General features: G+C 39.6%; 16 protein-coding genes. 4 read left to right on the plus strand and 12 right to left on the minus strand.

What is annotated here, in order from left to right; genetic code table 11:
• Nucleotides 1-5 precede the first annotated feature (5 nt).
• Nucleotides 6-296 carry a hypothetical protein gene (locus tag R6U77_RS17375; RefSeq protein ID WP_319836603.1) on the plus strand — a complete coding sequence of 97 codons (291 nt, stop codon included), beginning with the start codon at nt 6-8 and terminating at the stop codon, nt 294-296.
• A gap of 46 nt (nt 297-342) precedes the next feature.
• On the opposite strand, the gene R6U77_RS17380 is transcribed toward R6U77_RS17375, so the two are convergent.
• Genes R6U77_RS17380 through cymR form a run of 5 tightly spaced genes read right to left on the minus strand, consistent with a single transcriptional unit; the run spans nt 343 to nt 4,335 of the window.
• A complete protein-coding gene (locus R6U77_RS17380) occupies nt 343-870 on the minus strand; it encodes a TraR/DksA C4-type zinc finger protein (protein ID WP_293920954.1) in 528 nt (175 codons plus the stop codon).
• 52 nt (nt 871-922) lie between these two features.
• Entirely contained in the window at nt 923-1,582 is a 660-nt protein-coding gene (locus R6U77_RS17385; RefSeq protein ID WP_293920955.1) for a tetratricopeptide repeat protein, read from the minus strand.
• Between the two features lie 10 nt (nt 1,583-1,592).
• Entirely contained in the window at nt 1,593-2,714 is a 1,122-nt protein-coding gene (mnmA, locus tag R6U77_RS17390) for a tRNA 2-thiouridine(34) synthase MnmA (RefSeq protein ID WP_319836604.1), read from the minus strand.
• A gap of 43 nt (nt 2,715-2,757) precedes the next feature.
• The gene (locus R6U77_RS17395; RefSeq protein ID WP_319836605.1) at nt 2,758-3,903 is read right to left on the minus strand and encodes a cysteine desulfurase family protein; all 1,146 of its coding nucleotides are present in this window, start codon (nt 3,901-3,903) and stop codon (nt 2,758-2,760) included.
• Nucleotides 3,904-3,915: 12 nt separating this feature from the next.
• The gene (cymR, locus tag R6U77_RS17400; RefSeq protein WP_319836606.1) at nt 3,916-4,335 is read right to left on the minus strand and encodes a cysteine metabolism transcriptional regulator CymR; all 420 of its coding nucleotides are present in this window, start codon (nt 4,333-4,335) and stop codon (nt 3,916-3,918) included.
• Nucleotides 4,336-4,522: 187 nt separating this feature from the next.
• On the opposite strand from cymR, the gene R6U77_RS17405 reads away from it, so the two are divergent.
• Nucleotides 4,523-5,803 (plus strand): replication-associated recombination protein A, encoded by a 1,281-nt coding sequence (locus tag R6U77_RS17405; RefSeq protein ID WP_319836607.1) that lies wholly within the window; start codon nt 4,523-4,525, stop codon nt 5,801-5,803.
• A gap of 707 nt (nt 5,804-6,510) precedes the next feature.
• Here the strand turns inward: R6U77_RS17405 and lpdA are convergent.
• Together lpdA and R6U77_RS17415 are read right to left on the minus strand one after the other, a co-directional pair.
• Entirely contained in the window at nt 6,511-7,851 is a 1,341-nt protein-coding gene (lpdA, locus tag R6U77_RS17410; protein ID WP_319836608.1) for a dihydrolipoyl dehydrogenase, read from the minus strand.
• Between the two features lie 99 nt (nt 7,852-7,950).
• A complete protein-coding gene (locus R6U77_RS17415) occupies nt 7,951-11,043 on the minus strand; it encodes an efflux RND transporter permease subunit (RefSeq protein WP_319836609.1) in 3,093 nt (1,030 codons plus the stop codon).
• Nucleotides 11,044-11,134: 91 nt separating this feature from the next.
• Between R6U77_RS17415 and R6U77_RS17420 the strand changes: the two genes are divergently transcribed.
• On the plus strand, nt 11,135-11,974 hold the full coding sequence (locus R6U77_RS17420; protein WP_319836610.1) for a TetR/AcrR family transcriptional regulator: 840 nt from the start codon (nt 11,135-11,137) through the stop codon (nt 11,972-11,974).
• 22 nt (nt 11,975-11,996) lie between these two features.
• Here the strand turns inward: R6U77_RS17420 and R6U77_RS17425 are convergent, their stop codons facing one another.
• The gene (locus R6U77_RS17425) at nt 11,997-13,157 is read right to left on the minus strand and encodes an MDR family MFS transporter (protein ID WP_319836611.1); all 1,161 of its coding nucleotides are present in this window, start codon (nt 13,155-13,157) and stop codon (nt 11,997-11,999) included.
• A 107-nt stretch (nt 13,158-13,264) separates the two neighbouring features.
• On the opposite strand from R6U77_RS17425, the gene R6U77_RS17430 reads away from it, so the two are divergent.
• Complete coding sequence (locus R6U77_RS17430) at nt 13,265-13,810, plus strand: flavodoxin family protein (protein WP_293920964.1); 546 nt, start codon at nt 13,265-13,267, stop codon at nt 13,808-13,810.
• Between the two features lie 32 nt (nt 13,811-13,842).
• Here R6U77_RS17430 and R6U77_RS17435 read toward each other — a convergent pair whose 3' ends face one another.
• The 4 genes from R6U77_RS17435 to R6U77_RS17450 all read right to left on the minus strand — a co-directional run bounded on the left by R6U77_RS17435 (nt 13,843) and on the right by R6U77_RS17450 (nt 19,106).
• Nucleotides 13,843-14,310 carry a DUF4871 domain-containing protein gene (locus R6U77_RS17435; protein WP_319836612.1) on the minus strand — a complete coding sequence of 156 codons (468 nt, stop codon included), beginning with the start codon at nt 14,308-14,310 and terminating at the stop codon, nt 13,843-13,845.
• Between the two features lie 127 nt (nt 14,311-14,437).
• Nucleotides 14,438-15,472, minus strand: coding sequence for a glycosyl hydrolase family 18 protein (locus R6U77_RS17440; protein ID WP_293920966.1), 1,035 nt, complete (start codon nt 15,470-15,472; stop codon nt 14,438-14,440).
• A 23-nt stretch (nt 15,473-15,495) separates the two neighbouring features.
• Entirely contained in the window at nt 15,496-17,247 is a 1,752-nt protein-coding gene (locus R6U77_RS17445; RefSeq protein WP_319836613.1) for a polysaccharide deacetylase family protein, read from the minus strand.
• On the minus strand, nt 17,244-19,106 hold the full coding sequence (locus R6U77_RS17450; protein ID WP_293920968.1) for a glycosyltransferase family 2 protein: 1,863 nt from the start codon (nt 19,104-19,106) through the stop codon (nt 17,244-17,246). Before R6U77_RS17450 ends, R6U77_RS17445 begins: the two co-directional genes overlap by 4 nt.
• Nucleotides 19,107-19,111 lie beyond the last annotated feature (5 nt).

Raw genomic sequence — 19,111 nt, forward strand, 5'->3', positions numbered from 1 at the left:
TTACTATGTATATTCGTTATCAAGATTTAATTTTTCCGTTTGTTGAGACAAACCTAGAACGCATCGTGGATGAAGGCTATTTCAAAATCAATTTACGAGACAAGCCACAAGAAATACACGTCCATTTAAATAACGAGTTAATGCTGCTTGAATTTTCAAAATCTTTAAAGGCCACTTGCAGCTATTTGCGCGACTTTAAAAAGGAGCCATATATTATGGTTGCCATTGATTTAGAAGTGTTCGTCGATGAATTTAATAAGCGTTATAAATTGGATGCAGTAGTTAGTCAGCCATAAAAAATAGGCTATAAGGACAGGTGTACCTTCCTTATAGCCTTTATGTTTACTCCATGTCCCCTTCAACCTGTGCTGGTAAATTCTCTATCTCGATATCATCAATATCGCCCATAACCTCTTTATCATAGGCGTCCCAATTTCCTTGCTCCAATGCTATTTCAAGAGCATTGACACCTTCCTCTACACGAAATGGATGTAGGACAGGGTCTCCTGTTATTTTTTCAACAACTTCGCTATCTTCGACACAAACATTTGTATACGGAATTGCACATAAGCGATCATATGGAATCGGCTGTTTACACTTAACGCACACCCCATATGTGCCCTCGTCCATTTGAGCAAGCGCCTTGTCAATTTGTTCAAGCTTGTCATAATTTTGCGTGTGCAGTGTTAAATCCTTGCTACGCTCGAATAGCTCTGTCCCTAAATCGGCAGGATGATTCGATAGCAGTGATAATTCATCGACAGAATCACGCAAACTCACTGGATCCTTAGCAGCAATTGTTTTTGACATATCCTCTTTTTCCATAATGAGCATTTTTCGCAATTTCATTAACTGTTTGTCTGTCAGCATAAAAAACCCGCCCTTTTTCATTAGTATGCTGAAAAAGGACGGATGCTATACGCTAGTTCATGCGCTGTGCGACCATATCATAAATGTATTTCGCTTGATCAAACTCAGGCTGCAATGTGAATGCTTGCTTTAAATGATAAAGTGCATCATCAGTACGCTCTGTTGATACCGCATAAAGCACACCTAAATTATAATGTGCATCTGCGTTGTTCCAATCTTCATCAATAACAAATTGCAGCTCACCTTGCGCCAGTTCAAACATCTCCAACGAGCAAAGCAAAATACCATATGATAGGCGAATTTGTAAATCCGTTGGGGCTAGCTCCGCCGCACGCTGCATATATGGCAATGCCAGCTTATACTGCTCCTCACGTTCAAACGATTTTGCTAGCATATAATAAGCATCTGCGCCTTCAATGCCATGCTCAATCGACTTTTGATAAAGCTTTGCCGCCTCAATATAGCGCTCCGCATTATAATATAAATTCGCTAAGCCATAATAAGCTGTCGCTGATTTTTCATCAACAGTAATCGCTTTTTGGAAAAAACGTTCCGCACGCTCCACGTCATTTAACACAGCTAATAAATTGCCGAAATTGACATAGCCTAATGCATCATTTGGCTCCGCTTCAATCGCCTGTGTAAAAAACTGTGCTGCTTCCTCGTATTTTTTTTCCTGAAAAGCTTGAATGCCTTGTTCATTAAAGGACATGCTCAATCTCCTACCCTACAAATGTTAATTTTTCGCTATTTTTAAATACTTCATCAATTGTACCGCCGCCTAAGCAAACCTCACCATCGTACAAGACAACTGCTTGCCCTGGTGTAATCGCGCGCACAGGCTCTGCAAATTCGATATAGGCTGTGCCATCTTGGCGTAACTCTACCTTTACAGGTGAGTCTTCTTGACGATAGCGGAATTTCGCTGTGCAGTTAAACTGTTGCGGTAGCTCTTTATCAGTTGTGAAACTCATTTTCACCGCAGATAACGCCGTTGAATACAGGGCATCATGATGGAAGCCTTGTCCAACGTATAAGACATTGCGCTGCAAATCCTTCCCTAACACAAACCAAGGCTCACCATCGCCACCGATGCCTAAACCGTGACGTTGCCCTAATGTATAATACATTAAGCCGTCATGCTGTCCCATTACTTGCCCATCAAACGTTTCCATTTTACCAGGCTGTGCAGGTAAGTATTGGCTTAAAAATTCTTTGAAATTGCGCTCGCCGATAAAGCAAATACCTGTAGAGTCTTTCTTTTTCGCTGTTGCAAGACCTGCTTCTTCTGCAATTTTACGCACTTCTGGCTTCGGCAAATGACCAATTGGGAACATGACATGCTTTAATTGCTCCTGTGATAGCTGGTTTAAGAAATACGTTTGATCTTTATTATTATCAACACCACGCAGCATCACCGTTTCTCCTTCACGCTGCTCTACGCGTGCATAATGACCTGTTGCTAAATAATCTGCCCCTAAGTTCATCGCATGCTCTAAAAATGCTTTAAACTTAATTTCTTTATTACACATCACATCTGGATTTGGTGTACGTCCCGCTTTATATTCTTCAAGAAAGTACGTAAACACTTTATCCCAATACTGCTTTTCAAAATTCACTGCGTAATACGGAATACCAATTTGGTTACATACAGCAATGACATCTTCATAATCCTCTGTCGCTGTACATACGCCGTTTTCATCCGTATCATCCCAGTTTTTCATAAAGATGCCGATAACATCGTAGCCTTGTTGCTTTAATAAATAAGCGGCAACAGAGGAGTCGACACCTCCTGACATACCGACTACTACACGTATTTCGGATGGTTTTCTTGTTTCTATCATCATAATCACCTTTTCAATCCTGTCGCGTAAAAGGCGCGAAGCATTAGTTTTTTGTTAAACGTTTGACAATATCCGCTGTACGTTTGCCAGCCTCTCGAACAAGCTCCTCCGTTAAACCATGCCCAAAGCTAAAGCGAATGGAGCTGCGCAACACCGTAGAATCTTTGCCGAACATCGCCACTAAGACGTGTGATGGGTCAATAGAGCCTGCTGTACAAGCAGAGCCGCTCGATACAAAGACACCTGCCATATCCAAATTCACTAAAAACGATTCGACATCTGTCCCTGGCAATGTCACATTGAAAATATGTGGTAGCATATTTTCAGCATCACCATTCACTGTAAATTCAATATTCGCCGCCGTAAATTGTTCAACGAGTATCGCTTTATATTGTTCATAGGCTTGACGTGTTTGCTGCTGTGTTTCAGCGACAAGCTGTACTGCCTTCGCAAAGCCAACAGCCGCTGGGATGTTTTCCGTTCCAGCACGACGCTTTTTCTCCTGCGAGCCGCCATACAGTAGGCTGTCTACCTTTGTGCCAGCTCTCATATAAAGCAACCCGATGCCTTTTGGGCCACCAATTTTATGGCTAGAGGCACTTAATAAATCGACTTGCAATTTTTCGACATCGATGTGCTCTAAGCCAAATGCTTGGACTGCATCGGTGTGGAATATGGCAGAGTGTCCCTTTAATAGCTTGCCGATTTCCTCGATTGGCTGCAATGTACCAACTTCATTATTGCCATACATTATCGTGACTAAAATTGTGTCATCTGTCAATGCATTTGCAACATCTTGGACAGCGACGCGCCCTTTTTCATCTACAGGCAAATAAGTAATATGGAATCCTTGTCGTTCTAACTTTTCGCAAGCATGTAACACCGCATGATGCTCAATTTGTGTCGTAATAATATGTTTACCTTCATGCTGCCTTGCATTAGCGACACCGAAAATCGCCATATTATCCGCTTCTGTCCCACCGCTCGTTAAAACAACTTCAGTTGCTGCTGCACCTATCTGCTTCGCTAAAATCATACGCGCCTCATCCAAAGCTTTACGCGCTTCACGTCCAGCAGCATGAATGCTCGATGCATTGCCATAAACAGTTGCCATCGCAGTCGTCATCTCAGTAATTACCTCTTTTAGCATCGGTGTCGTTGCAGCATGGTCAAGATAAATTGTTGTCATAGCATAAACTCCTTAAATATAAAACATATAGCCATCTGTAGGTGAAGACTCTGTATATTTTGCTAAATCCTCTAAGCTTGTTGTATCCAATACATTTTTCACCGCATCACGAATACGCATCCATAGCTCACGCTGCGGCGCTTCCTCATCTTCAATCCCTTCAACAGGCTGAATTGGTCCTTCTAACACGCGAATCACATCCGCAGCTGAAATGTCTGCTGGTGGGCTTGCAAGCATATAGCCTCCATAGGCACCACGCACACTTTTTACTAAGCCTGCGTTACGCAGTGGGGAAACTAATTGCTCTAAATAGGCTTCTGATAAATCTTTTTCTGCTGCAATTTGACGAAGTGGTATTGGTCCTTCACCATGATGCTTTGCTAATTCAATCATAATTGTTAAGCCATATCGGCCTTTTGTAGAAATTTTCATAAATTACACCTCTAATTTTCTAGTCCATTCATGTGTTTTATTATAGCATATTTCCTTTTATTCCACTCGGAAATACATTGAAATTTTCATTGTTGTTACAGAAACAGTGTGAAAGCCTCTGCTTTTCTTCCAGTACAAAATGCACTATCATTAATGATGATAATGGATGTAGAAAGTTGGTATAGCAATGCACAACGAACCTTTAGCTTATAAAATGCGACCACGCAATTTAGATGAAGTTGTTGGACAGGAAGACATTATTGGTAAGGATAGCGCCCTCTACAAAATGATTATTAAAGGGCATGTGCCTTCCATGTTGCTTTACGGTCCACCTGGTGTTGGCAAGACTTCTATTGCAAGCGCTATTGCAGGTAGTTCCAAGCTGCCATTTTTCGCTTTAAATGCAACACAGGCAGGAAAAAGCGATATTGAACAAGTTGTGATGGATGCAAGAATGTCAGGCAAAGTTATTTTATTCTTAGATGAGATTCACCGTTTTAATAAATTACAGCAAGATACTTTGTTACCCCATGTCGAGAATGGTTCCATCGTCTTAATTGGTGCAACGACAGAAAATCCGTTCCATAGCGTCAACCCCGCTATCCGTTCACGCTGTGGGGAAATTTTGCAGCTGACACGTTTAACCGTTGAAGATGTTTGTACATTGCTACAGCAGGCTTTGACAGATAAAGAACGTGGACTTGGTAAGCTTGGCGTTTCTGCAACAAATGAGCAGCTCATAAAAATAGCGGAAGCAAGCAATGGCGATGCACGTAAATCATTAACATTATTAGAATCTGTTTATTATGCCTCTGATGAACAAGACGGCGTAACGGTATTAAGTGACCGCGCAATTGAACATTTAGCGAAGCGCATTGGCGTTTATGGTGACAAAGGTGGCTCGCATTTTTATAATTTATTATCCGCCTTACAAAAATCAATTCGTGGCAGCGACACAAATGCTGCTTTATATTATTTAGCACATTTATTAGAATCTGGCGATATTGTCGCAGTATGTCGACGACTTTTAGTGATTGCCTACGAAGATATCGGCCTTGCTAATCCAGCGGTTGGTGCACATGTCAATGCAGCTACAGATGCAGCACAAAAGCTCGGTTTACCAGAGGCACGCATCCCACTCGCTGCCGCTGTTGTCGAGATGTGCTTAAGCGATAAATCAAACTCTGCCTATAAAGCGCTTGATGCCGCCATTGCTGCTATTCATGAAGGAAAAACCGGTGACATTCCGAATCACTTAAAGGATGCCCACTATGCAGGCGCAAAGGAATTAGGGCATGTCGGCTATCAATATCCACACGACACGCCAATCGGCACCTTTGGTGGATGGATTAATCAGCAATACCTACCTGATGCACTTGTTGGAATGGAGTTTTATAAGCCTGTGATTGCAGGAGAGGAAAAACGGATGGCGAGTATTTATGAGAAATTGAAATCGTTTAAAATGTAAGTTATAAAATTTATAAGAAATTCGTAAAATTTAAAAACCCAAAACTATTAGTCCACACAAAATAAGTGTCCTCTAATAATTTTGGGTTTTTCCAAACGTTATTATCAGCTTAGACAAGCCAATCGAATTGTATTTATTATAAATAAATCTACCAACTCTCTTTGGAAATAAAATAAATCACCTCTATTTATTAAATATATTTCCACAAAAATCCTTGTATATATAATACAAAATTATATATTATATGGTATATTAACCTTTGGGGGATATAATGAGCTATCTAGTAGGTTTCATAACTTTTTATTATCCGATTCTTCTAACTTTTATTCTTGTTATTTTTCAAGCTTATTTTGGTAAATACGGAAAGTTAACTTACGCTATTATTTTACCTATCTCTTTTACAATTTTAATAAAATCTTTGTTTTGGGCGCATGATTTTCTAGTTGTTCTAATCCTTGGGAATTTCTTTTTTTATTTAATTGCAGTAGTTACATATTTTACAAAACTGAAATTTTGAGGGGGAAGGAAGCTTCATGTTACGGAGGGGTATTTCATTTTCATCATCAAATAAAAAACGAGCAGGGGCTCATCTCCCTGCTCTTTGGCAAAAGCTTCCCAGCAAATCCGTGCTGTTAGTGGATGCTTCTGTTGTAAAGTCGAAACTTTACGTAGGTTTGGCACCTGATTTTCATTATAACAAATTATCATTATGCTTTCAAATGGATTGCTTTACCAAAGACTGCACGTGCCGCATCGCCAATATGCTCGCTCACTGTTGGGTGTGGGAATACCATTCGAGCTAAATCCTTCACAGAGCCACCAGTAATTTTACATGCTAACATCGCATTAATCATTTCCGTTGCACCATCTCCAACAACACATGCGCCATAAATATCGCCTTCTGGGCTTGCAACAAATTTCATAAAACCTTGAATGTTGCCTTCAAGCAATGCTTTCGGATTTGTTGGCAAATACATTTTTGTCACAATAGAGTCCGCTGGTGCTTCATGCTCTAGCATACCAAATGTCGCAATTTCAGGATGTGTGTATACACAGCGTGGAATTTCCTGCTGATTGATGACGCGTGGATGCTTACCTAAAATATAATCCACTGCATGCACACCTTCTGCGCTTGCAGAATGCGCTAATTGGAAGCCACCCACTAAATCGCCAATCGCATAAATGCCTGGAACACTCGTTTCATAATGATTATTCACCGCTATTAAACGACCATCCATTGTCAATTCTAATGCTTCAGCAATTTGCGTGTTTGGACGACGCCCTGTAGCGAACAATAAATTTTCATACGTAAAAACACCTTTTGACGTATGTATTTCATTGTCTTGAATTTCTTCAAAAGTAAAATCTGTGATAAGTTCAATGCCTAGCTGTGCCATGCGTTGGCGAATTAACGGGCGCGCATCCGGCTCCTCTGTTTGCAAAATATCCTGACTATGGTTTAATACTGTCACTTTTGTCCCCATCGGCGCTAAGGCGAATGCCATTTCGATGGCGATTACTCCCCCACCAATAATCGTTAGCTGCTTTGGCAATTCCTCCATCGCAAAAAACGTATCTGTCGTATAATAATTCGCAGTTTCAATCCCTTTAAATGGCGGAACAAATGGACGGCTACCTGTTGCTAAAATGACATAGTCTGCTGTAAACGCTTTTTCTCCAACCATCACCTTGCGCTCTGCCGTCACGCTCGCCTCACCGCGATACATCGTAATATGCGCACTTTCAATAAAGCCTTCGATATTATCCAGCAATTCAGCTACTACGGCGTCTTTACGCTTCATTAGCTTTGGAAAATCAATATCGATTGTTGGTACAGTAATGCCCCAGTCTGTGCCACGACGAATTTCCTGCACGAGCTTGCTATGCTCCAGCATGATTTTTGATGGAATACAGCCGACATTATAGCAGGCACCCCCGACTTTATCTTTTTCTACAAGTGCAACCTTTAAGCCGCTTTTGGCAGCATGTATTGCTGCAACATATCCCCCAGGTCCTGCCCCTATCACTGCAACTTGATAATGTTCCATAACTACTCCCCCTTTTTTACTACGATACCATTTTCTATTTTTCCTTACTAGGCAAAAAAGGGAGCGTCCCAAAATGACTTTTCGGACGCCCCCTCTCTTCTAGTTCTCTTCGTTATCCTGACGATTTTTCTTCAGCATTTTTGATAACATTTCATAAACGATTGGTACAACAACTAATGTTAGCAATGTTGATGATAATAAACCACCAATTACAGTGACAGCTAAGTCTTTTGAAATTAGACCGCCACCTGCGCTACCAAATGCCATCGGTAGCATCGCACCGATTGTTGCGATTGCCGTCATTAAAATCGGTCGTAAACGTGTCATCCCTGCCTCTAAAATTGCCTCGCGCATCACCATACCATCGCGCTCCATATGAATAATACGGTCCACTAATACGATGGCATTCGTTACAACGATACCAATCAACATCAGCATCCCCATCATTACCGATACAGAAATTGTTTGCCCTGTCACAAATAGACCAACAAATGCACCGATAACCGCGAATGGCAATGAGAATAAAATCGCAAATGGTGCTAATCCTTCACCGAATGTGACAACAAGAATGAAGTAAACAATCGCAATCGCCGCTAGCATCGCAATACCTAATTGCGTAAATGCCTCTGTCATATCTGCGGCAACACCAGAAACGCCTGTTGTCACACCTTTTGGTAAATCTAGCTCATCAATTTTTTTATCTGCAGCAGCTGTCGCTTTGGAAATATCATTCCCAATAATTTTGCCTGTTACTGTTGCAAAATATTCACCTTTTGAACGTGCTAATGAATTTAATGCTGTGCCTTCTTCTACCTCCACTAAGTCGCCAATTTTCATTGTTGTACCTAATGCAGTTGGAATTTCTGTTGCTAAAATATCATCAATAGATTTCGCAGCCGTTCTTGCCTCACGCTTGACAATGACATTAATATCTTTGCCGTTGTGCTCAACAGTTGTCAATGTTTCAGACGTACCTTGTGGTGATAGTGCCATGACAATTTGCGCTGTCGTTAAGCCATATTGCAAGACATTTTGCTGCTCTACTTTTAAAATATGCTCAACATATGGGTTTTCATTGTCAGACTTAATATCTTCTAAGCCATCCACATCGCGTAATGCTTCCTCTACTTGCTCCACCGATTTACGTAAATTATCAAGATCCTCACTATACAATGTATAGCTTACTTCGCTTGAGCCCATGCCGCCCATTGAAGCGAAATCCTGCGACTTCCATTCACCCGATTGTCCGATATTAAACACATAGTCCTCTACCTCTTTACGAGCACCTGGGAAATCCTTCATCTCAGGATCGAAAATTAAGTACATTAATGCACCGCCACCAGCGCCACCCATCATCATTGTTGCTGGATCAGCACTTTCTGCGTCTGTAATCGACACCTGTACAATATCTATATCATCGCGCTTTATTAATTCTTGCTCGACAATATTAACATTTTTCTCTGTTTCGTCTTTCAGCTCACCCGTTGCTGGAGTATATGTTAAGTACATGACCTTTTCTTCCTGTGAACCTAAGAAGCTAAAGCCAATTAATGGTGTTAAAGCAAGTGAACCAACAAGCATCACGACCGCAATTGCCGATGTAATGAATTTATGGTTTAATGCTTTTTCTAAAATGCCTTTATACCAAACTGCTAGCTTGCCAACCTCTTTATGCTGGCTCTCTGTTTTCTCACCATATACTTTTTTACGGAATAAGAAATGAGATAATGCTGGTACAATCGTAATTGCCACTAATAAGGATGCCCCTAATGCAAACGACATCGTTAAAGCAAATGGCATAAATAGCTCACCAACCATACCGCCTACGAACATTAACGGTGCAAATACCGCCACTGTTACTAATGTAGAGGATAAAATTGGCTTGAACATTTCAATTGTTGCCTCACGAATTAACGCACGACCTGTTAATTTTTCTTGCTTCAAATGAATACGACGATAAATATTTTCCACGACGACGATGGAGTCATCAATAACACGTCCAATTGCAACCGTAATCGCACCTAATGTCATAATATTTAACGTAATATCCATCCAGTTTAATAATAGCAATGCCATAAAGACAGAGACTGGAATCGAAATAATTGAAATAATTGTCGATTTGAAATCGCGTAAAAATAGTAAAATAATTAATACGGCGATTGCGCCACCGAATACTGCTTTTTCAATCATTGTGAAGACAGAATCTTCAATTGGCTTCCCTTGGTCAAGCGATACATCAATGATTAAGCCATCGATTTTTGCTGTTTCCTCATCGATTAAATCCTTCACTGCATTGACAACTGTTACAGTGTTTGCATCTTGCGCTTTAACAATTTGCACACTGATTGAATCTTCCCCGTTTGTACGAGAAATAGATTGAACTTTCCCTTCCACTTCAATTGTCGCAATATCGCCTAAACGAACAAATGGAGAAGGGTTTTCTGCTGATGGTGTAACTGGAATTAAAAGCTCTTTTAATTCTTCGACAGATTGTATTTTCCCATCGACTGAAACCGCTTGTTCACCAACAGTAAATTCATATAATCCTAACGATAAGGCCATATCGCTCGCCTGAACCATTTGCTTCACTGTCTCTTCTGTTAAGCCTAGCTCCGCCATTTTCGCGTCATCGTATTTAAATGACACTTGCTCAATATGCTGACCTGTAATGGAAGCAGATGCAACACCTTCAATTTTATTCAGCTTTGGTAAAATAATATCCTCAACTGTTGAAGTTAGCTCCACAATATCTTCCTGTGAGCTACTCACAGACAATGCGACAACAGGCATCATATTCATACTAATTGCCATAACAGAAGGCTTTTGCGCTTCTTTAGGTAATACAATATCATCTAAAGCTGATTCAAGCTGGCGTTTTTTCTCATCCATATCAACGCCATAATCATACTCAATTTGCACTTGTGAAACGTTCGATGATGATGTCGAAAAGACCGACTTCACATCTTCTAAACTTTCTACCTTTTTCTCAAATGGTATGGACATCTCATCCATTACCTGCTCAGGTGTTGCCCCAGGATATACACCTACAACGATTAAATAGGGAATCGAAATATCAGGAATTGACTCCATCTTCATTCGTGTACCAGAATAAATACCTGAAACGGTAACAATAATCGTTAATAACCATACAGCTAGTTTATTTTTCAGAACAAAATTGACTAACGATCGCATGCTTTTCTCAATCCTTCCTTGACACTTTTTTTCACAAATCCTATACTAATGACTAATCGGTCAGTTGTCAATTCGAAGGGGGGTATAAATTATGTCTAAAAAGCAACTTATTTTAGAAACGGCTGCGAGACTCTTTACTGAAAGGGGTATTGATGCCACATCTGTTCAACAAATAACAGAGGCCTGTGGCATATCTAAAGGGGCTTTTTATTTATCCTTCAAATCGAAGGATGAGCTGATTATCGAAATCATTGACTATTTTGTGAAAGATGTTGCCGCCAAGATTGACCGTTCAGTCACTGAAAGTCAAAATACCGAAGAAAAGCTCTATAATTACTATTATCAAATTTTCTCAATTATGCAGGAGCATGCGACACTTGCCTCCGCGTTTTTTAAAGAGCATACGCAGTTTGTCAGCGAGGAATTTATTCAAAAAATGGCACACTACGGTGCCATGATGAATACATTGATTGAAAATTTATTATTGGAGCTCTACCCACAAGCAGCTCAGCATGTTTATGATTTAGCGATTATCGTGCGCGGCTTTATTTCCGGCTACTCTGAGCATCTATTCCATAAAGGCAATAGCTATCCATACGATTTACAGGCACTTGCTAAAAGTCTTGTCGAAAAAACGACAATTCTTGCCACACATACAACAATCCCTTTTATGACAAAGGAAATGGCAGTCATCTCAACAACTGCTGATACATTGATTACAGTAGAAAATATTTTGCGGGAAGCGCATATATTGAGCTCCTATTTAGATGATGAGCTATTACAGGATTCTGTTCGTGTCATTACAGAGCAGCTCCAATCCAAGCAGCCACGCCCTGCTATTATGCAAGGGATGCTGAACAATTTACAGGCTGATCCTGTGTGTAATTGGTTTTGTTATATTGTCAAAAAACATATGCAAAAAGAAGGCTGATGTGAAATTCATCAGCCTTCTTTTAAAATGCTCGCCTATAAAATGGGATGCTTAGCAACACAAGAATGGCAATAATGAAAAATAATTGTGCTTGAAAATGCACGAGCAGCCAGCCACCTAGAACAGGTCCGATAAAGCCACCAATATTTTTCAATTGTGACGCACCTAAATAGGTCGCCTTTTGCGTCTCAGGTGCGATTTCCTCAATAACGGCATTCATCATTGGAAAAGCAAAGATTTCTCCAACCGTAAAAACAATCATCGCCACGATAAATAGCCATGCCGTATTGGCCATACCAAACAGCATTAAGCCTAGCGCAAAGAAAATGATGCCCGCAATAAGTGACGCTAAAATAGAAATTCTCTCTGCTAGCATGCTAATTGGTAGCTGTAAAATTAACACAACAACTGCATTTAATGAAATCAGTAGCGAATAGAGCTTTACCCCATCCTCTAATTTTAATTGCACAAACTGTGGTAATGTCGAATCAAACTGTGCATAGCCAAGACCGATTAATGTGCCACCAGCTAAAAATAGCAAGAGCTTATAGTCAGAAAAGACAACGCGTAAAATGCTTGTGATATTTTGCCCACCTGTTAGTCGCTTTTGACGCATCTCATATTTCTTCAAAACGCCTATTAAAAAGAGGCCGTAAATGACATACATAGCACCAGTAATAATAAAAGGTATGACAGGGCTTGCTAAAGTCGAAATCAGCACACCTACTAATGGTCCTATAACAGCTGCAATATTGATTGCTGTATAGCGCACTGAAAATAAACGACGTTTTTTCGCATCTTCTGTAAAATCAATCATCAATGCCTGTGTCGCTGGCTCAAAAAAGGAGCGACATAGCCCGTTCAAAGCATTTAACACAATAAATAATGGTGCAAACGTTGCCAATGCAAAGCCAAAGAACACCATTCCCCAAACAAAAATCGTTACAATAATGATAACTTTACGTCCAAAGCGATCTGTTAAATAACCACCTAAAAAGCCACCAAATGTCGCGCAAAGTGGTGCAACCCCTAACGTAAAGCCGATAAGCAGTGGCGATGCATCATGTACAGTATGTAAATAAATCGCTAAAAACGGCATCGTCATAAAGCTGGCAATACGTGTAAAAATTGTTCCACATAAAATAATCCATACGAGCGGATGGAAATAATGAGCTAATTTCATTAAAATATTCTTTCACACCCCTTCCACAATTTTAGCAACACAGCAATGGTTTTAGCATATACTACAATTATGTGAAAAGCTATTATCTTTCAAAAAGGAGCTTGAGAATGAATATTTTATTGTTAACTGGAAGCACAAGAAATGATGGCAATAGCGAGCAGCTCGCACATTTAGCATTAAAAGGGCTGTCCTATGAAACCATCCAATTAAAGGATTTACACATTGAGGCTATTGAGGATTTACGTCATACAGAGGAAGGTTTTCACCCTGTCGATGATGACTATACAAAAGTGTTGGAGGCTATTTTACGTAGCGACCTGCTCGTCTTAGCAACACCGATTTACTGGTATAGCATGTCTGGCACGATGAAAAATGTTATTGACCGTTTTAGCCATGCCATTCGTGATACACGCTATCCAAATGTGACAGAGCATTTAAAAACGCTGAAGGCGGTCGTTATCGCAGTTGGTGGTGACCAGCCACGCATTAAAGGCTTACCTTTGATTCAGCAATGTCAGTACACATTTGACTTTTTAAATATCGAATTTTATTCGTATATTATAGGAGAGGCACGCAAGCCTGGTACCATCCATCATGATAAGCTAGCGCTTCAGCAAGCAGCTTACTTAAATGAGCAGCTTCGTGCCTTGTAAATCCCCTATAGGCTTGAGTTAATCTTTTAAACTCAAGCCTCCTCCTCTTTCCATACCTTTACATAAATTTCATCGAAAAGCTGGTCATTAATATATGTTTCTAATTTCCACATGCCTGACTCAGGTAGTATCATCTGGCTAGGTATATGAGTGGTTGCCTCATTGTTTGGACTTAAATAGTCAAATTCCGATTTTAAATTTAAAATTTCGATTTTTTCATCAGGTTTGTCTTCTGAGCTAGCTAACACTTTAAAATCCCCTTGAAGCTCCTCCTTATTTGCCCAAATATGCCACATATATTTATTCACTTGATTTTCTACAAAAAGGAGATGATCGGGATTGTAAATAAAACCGATTTTATTTTCTGTTCCAATCATTTTATACATGCCTACATCAAAAAATTCACTTTCCTCCCAATTCGCTTCTTGTTTATTTGAACAGGCGGCCAACATGGTTATGGACAAAAAAACGAAAAAAAGTAATCGCTTAGCTGTAAACATCTTCATTCCTCCTCTCTATTAAAACTAAAATCCGCTTATGGTTGTTAATAGGATATAATTTAAAGAATATTTTGTCAATTATCCTAAAAAAGAGAGCATGTTGGATTTCTCCTAACATGCCCCTCTTTTATTTTTGATGTGTTGCAATCCACTCTACAGTCCCTGCACTCAGCCCACCTGCGCGCCATAAAACGAAATGCTCATACTTTGAATCCTTCTCCTGTACATAGGCAATCCACTTTTGCAAAGTTTCCGCATCTGCATACCATGCCTCGTAGTCCATTCCTTTATCCTTGTAATGGAAACGGATAGCATGGCTATCTTGATCACGTGCAATCGAAGACTTCGTTGAAGCAATCAATTTTTCTGCCTCATCGCCTGTTAATGCGATAATTTTGCCACTCTTCGGCCATGTAAAACCACCTGTTGCAAAGGCAATACTAAATTGCTGATTCGATTTCTCTAGCTTGCTAAGCAGCTGATCTAAAAATGGAAAGGTTGCTTTCGCCCCAGGGCCGCTATGATAGCCATGTACATTATAAGCCATCACCGTATAGCTTGGTCCATCTGGTAAAGCCATTTCAAATGGGAAGCTTGGCACTACGACCACATGCATTGACAGCCCCTTTTTCTCTAGCGCTTGATAAAGCTCCTGCAAAAATAAAATATAATTTGCGGTATCTTCTTTTGCTATTTTTTCATAATCAATTTCCACACCGTCTACTGGAAATTTTTCTGTCATTGCCATAATATCAGCAATATGCTTTTTTCTTGCCTGCTCATCCTTTACTAAGCGATGAAGCAATGTGCTATCCTTTTGTACAGATGGCTTGCCCTCTACTACAAAATCATTAATAAAGGTTAAAAGTATCGTGTGGCTATCTCCAAAGTTATTATGCATATGCTCATAAACCTTCGTCGCTGTGTCCGTTAAAAACGGCTTGTCATTGCCATTAAAATACGCACCAAAGACACGTAAAGTTTCTAAACCCTCTGAGGAGTTTTCAATATTTTCAATCGTCGATTTTAATTGCCACTCAGGAAGCCAAATCGATAGTTTTGTTTTTTTCGTTTCCTCAACGGGATTTTTGGTAGCCTCACAGCTGCTACAGCCTGCAAGTGCAACGATTGCTATGACAAAAAAAGTGAATATTTTTTTCATTTCTAATTTGCCCTCCAAAGCTCTTAGAAGGTTTCAATGAAGAAATCAACTAGTCTATTGAACCATGTAGTGACATTATACTTCACTTTATCGAATTTTGTATATTGGTTTGTAAATACGACTTCTTCTTCTGCATCTGTAATTTTAATATTCTCAATCACTGTATCATAAATATCATCTGCATATTGCTCATGTGTCGTATCCTTTTTAGAATAAGATGCAGCGAAGCCAATCTGCGTCCCTTGGATTGCCTCAGAAATTGCGATATTCGCTGATAGTTCTTTATCTACCGATAATTGAAGCTCATTTTGCTCTACTTGCACTGAAAAATGACGTCGCTTTTTTAAATTGCGAGGATATTCCTCCTCGTCAATGCGGGAGCCCTCTTGCGTATCATTGTAAGAGTATACGGTCGCTTTGTTAAAGGCATAATCCTCACCGCTCCACTCAACCTCTTTCAATGGATGACGCTCAATTTCATTTTCCTCTTTATTCGGCTGTTTTTCATAGACAATGATTTCATTATCCTTTAACATAACGCGAAGATAACTATTCGCTGTAGCATCATAATTGATAAAAACGGATTGCTCTCCTACAATATTTCCATAAAAATCAAATTCCATTTGGTATGCTTGTGGCATCGATTCTTTTAAAAACATCGTTCCTTCTATCGCTGGCATGGAAGTTAAAATAATTTCATTATTTAAAAACTCTGCTGCCCCATTAGCGAGCGTCCACTGCTCTGCTTTTTCATGATTGCCAATTTCAAACTCCACATTTTTATTGCTAGCCTGTTGAATTTTCATCATTAAATGATTCGTTGACCAATATGGGGAAACTTGCAATCTACTTAAATTATAAATATCTGCATTCGCCTCATTATAGGCATCCAGCTCTCGGTTAAAATGCATTTTATATAGCTTTTTAATTTGCTGATCATTGGCATTTGCCACAAGCGTATCCATGTTATTATAAAGCGCATTTGCATGCATAATTGCATACGCCTTTGGCATTTCCTCTAACGTTTCTGTATAAATATCATGCATTAGCTCATAGTCTGTTGTAATACGCTTCTCCATTTCCGCCCTTGTTTCTGTCGGAATCATGTATTCGTCTCGAAGGAAATCCATTAAATAGTGATTATAATATTCAATCATCATTTTATCTGGCACGTCATTTTCATCAATAACACCTAACGATTGCCCTTTATCATTGAAAACGTTGATATATGTTAAGCGATAGCCATTTGACCCAAGCTCCCAATAACCACTGTTTTCCATCAGCTTTAAATGCTTCGGTCTTAAAAACTTTGTATCTTTCGTATCCATTTTATTGGCATACGTATACATCGTTGCTTTGTAATTCAATTTTTCTAATACTTTTTGAGCAAAAATACTCGAATCTGTCCGTCCATCCTCAAATGATAAATACAAAGCCTTTTCTGGCAACGGCTTACCTTGCTCATAAAAATCAATAATATCCTGCTGAGAAATTGTTTGGTAGCCCTGCTTTGCTAACAGTGATAATTGCTTATCTAAATTGCCCTTCGATACATACTTCGGCGATTCACCACGACTTACACCGAAATACGATAAGGCAACAAAGCCCTCTTCATTTGTTAAAGGTGCGGTTGCTTCTTCAAACTTATTCATTAAAAAGATAGCTCGAATTAAAATAGTTGCAAGCATGATAACAATAACTGCCTGAATAATGGAACGAATAACTTTTTTACGGTCTTTTGCCTTCGGATTCAGCACTGTATTATTTTTACTCATTCGCTCACACCTTTATGTCCTTTTTTCCATTTTCTTTTACGCTGTGCTTTTTTCGCTTCTTTTCTTTCTCGTTCTAATACGTCCTGTGGTGTTTCACGTGTTCCCCAAGTGGACTTCCAAAATGTCACCCAAGCAACTGGCATTTGCCACAGCAAGACAAATTCGTAAAATAAAACGAATATAAAGCCGAAAGCCCATAATTTACTTTTTCTAAAGTATAAATGTGCTAAACTCATTAACATCGCCATTAATAACAGCCCAACAATAAATGTTGTTGGAAAAATGCCGTGTGCAATTGGCACCCAAAGCAAGTTATATACAACGACAATTGGCGCAGCAATCGGTACAATTAAACCGACAATAAAGAATAAAAACATGAAGGGTTCTTTTTTCCACATAAAAGTGAAGGCACGCAATGACTCCCTTAGCCAAGAACGCTTCCAACGCATTTGCTGCGATAAAAACGATTTTGAGTCAGACGGAACAATTGTCGAACATACCGCATTATCTTGATAGGCAGTACGATGTGTTTGCAAAATGTAGTTCGTCATACTGCGATCATCCCCAAACGTAGCTGGCTGTCCTAGAAACTTTTGATTCAGCCATGCCTCCTCATTTTTTAAAACGAGGTCTTTGCGATAGCACGCAAGCGGTCCAGATAAGCATGTTACAGTATCAAACCAGGATTCTGCCGCTTTCATAATACGAAAGGCAATATAATAGCGAACTGTTTGTAGCTTTGTTAACGCATTAGTAAATTTATTTTCCACCTCTGTACGTCCAGCAACACCGCCCATTTTAGGGTCTTGGAACGGCTGTACAATATTGCGAATTGCGTTCGGCTCTAAAAAGCTATCCGAATCCACAAAGACAACTAAATCATGCTTCGCCATATGCACCCCTGCAACAAGTGCCTCTCGCTTTCCGCCATTTTGAGGAAGCTTATAAAATGTTAAACGCTCCTTCGTTTTGAAGCGCTCTCCCTCCGCATTAATCAGCTCAATCATTTCCTTCGCCTTTTCCTCGGTCTTATCCGTTGAGCAATCATCTACAACAATTACCTCTAGCTTATCGACAGGGTAATATTGATTAATACAGCTTAAAATTGTACGATGAATCCATTTTTCCTCGTTAAATACTGGAATAATAATTGTAACGCCTGGCTCGTAATCTGGATTAATCGGTACATTGCGAAATAGCATACCAAATATATAACGACTTAATAAAAATGTTGCCGCTATAATACTATAAAAATAGAGAAATTTATTAAATTGGAAATATATCACACTTTCAGCACGCATTAATACAACGATTAACGATACTAAAAATAACACTAAGCTTGATACAAAAATGGACATACCCCAACGCTTTTTCACCATATATTCATTTAAAGGCTGCAAAAATTCATAAGCATAATAGTAGCGTATCTCACCATCAACCTCTTTTTCAAATGCACGTACCATCTTTGCTTGTATTTTGACATTCGCTTCATAGCCCTCCGGCATTACACCACCTGGAATTTTAAAACGCATTGTCGTCACTTCATCTACATTAAAAATATTCGGTGTATCTGTATAAACAAGAATGCCTGTTACTGAAATATCCTCTGAATAAAACTTATGCGAGGTTTTCTTTTGCTTGCCTTCTCGTATAATTTTCACAGGAAAGGCTGAAATATAGCGCATGCTTAATGATTGCAAACGAAAAAGCTCATTCACATCCGCTACGCTCACCTCTGCCTCTTGATAAGTAGCCCCTCTACGATCAACGAGGCTTCGTACGTTTTCAGGGTCGGGAATGTTTGACAAAATACGTCTATCGGGTCTCGGTGTCATCAATATTTCTTTTGTTTTTTTCATCCGTA

Source organism: Lysinibacillus louembei (assembly GCF_033880585.1).
Classification (GTDB): domain Bacteria; phylum Bacillota; class Bacilli; order Bacillales_A; family Planococcaceae; genus Metasolibacillus; species Metasolibacillus louembei.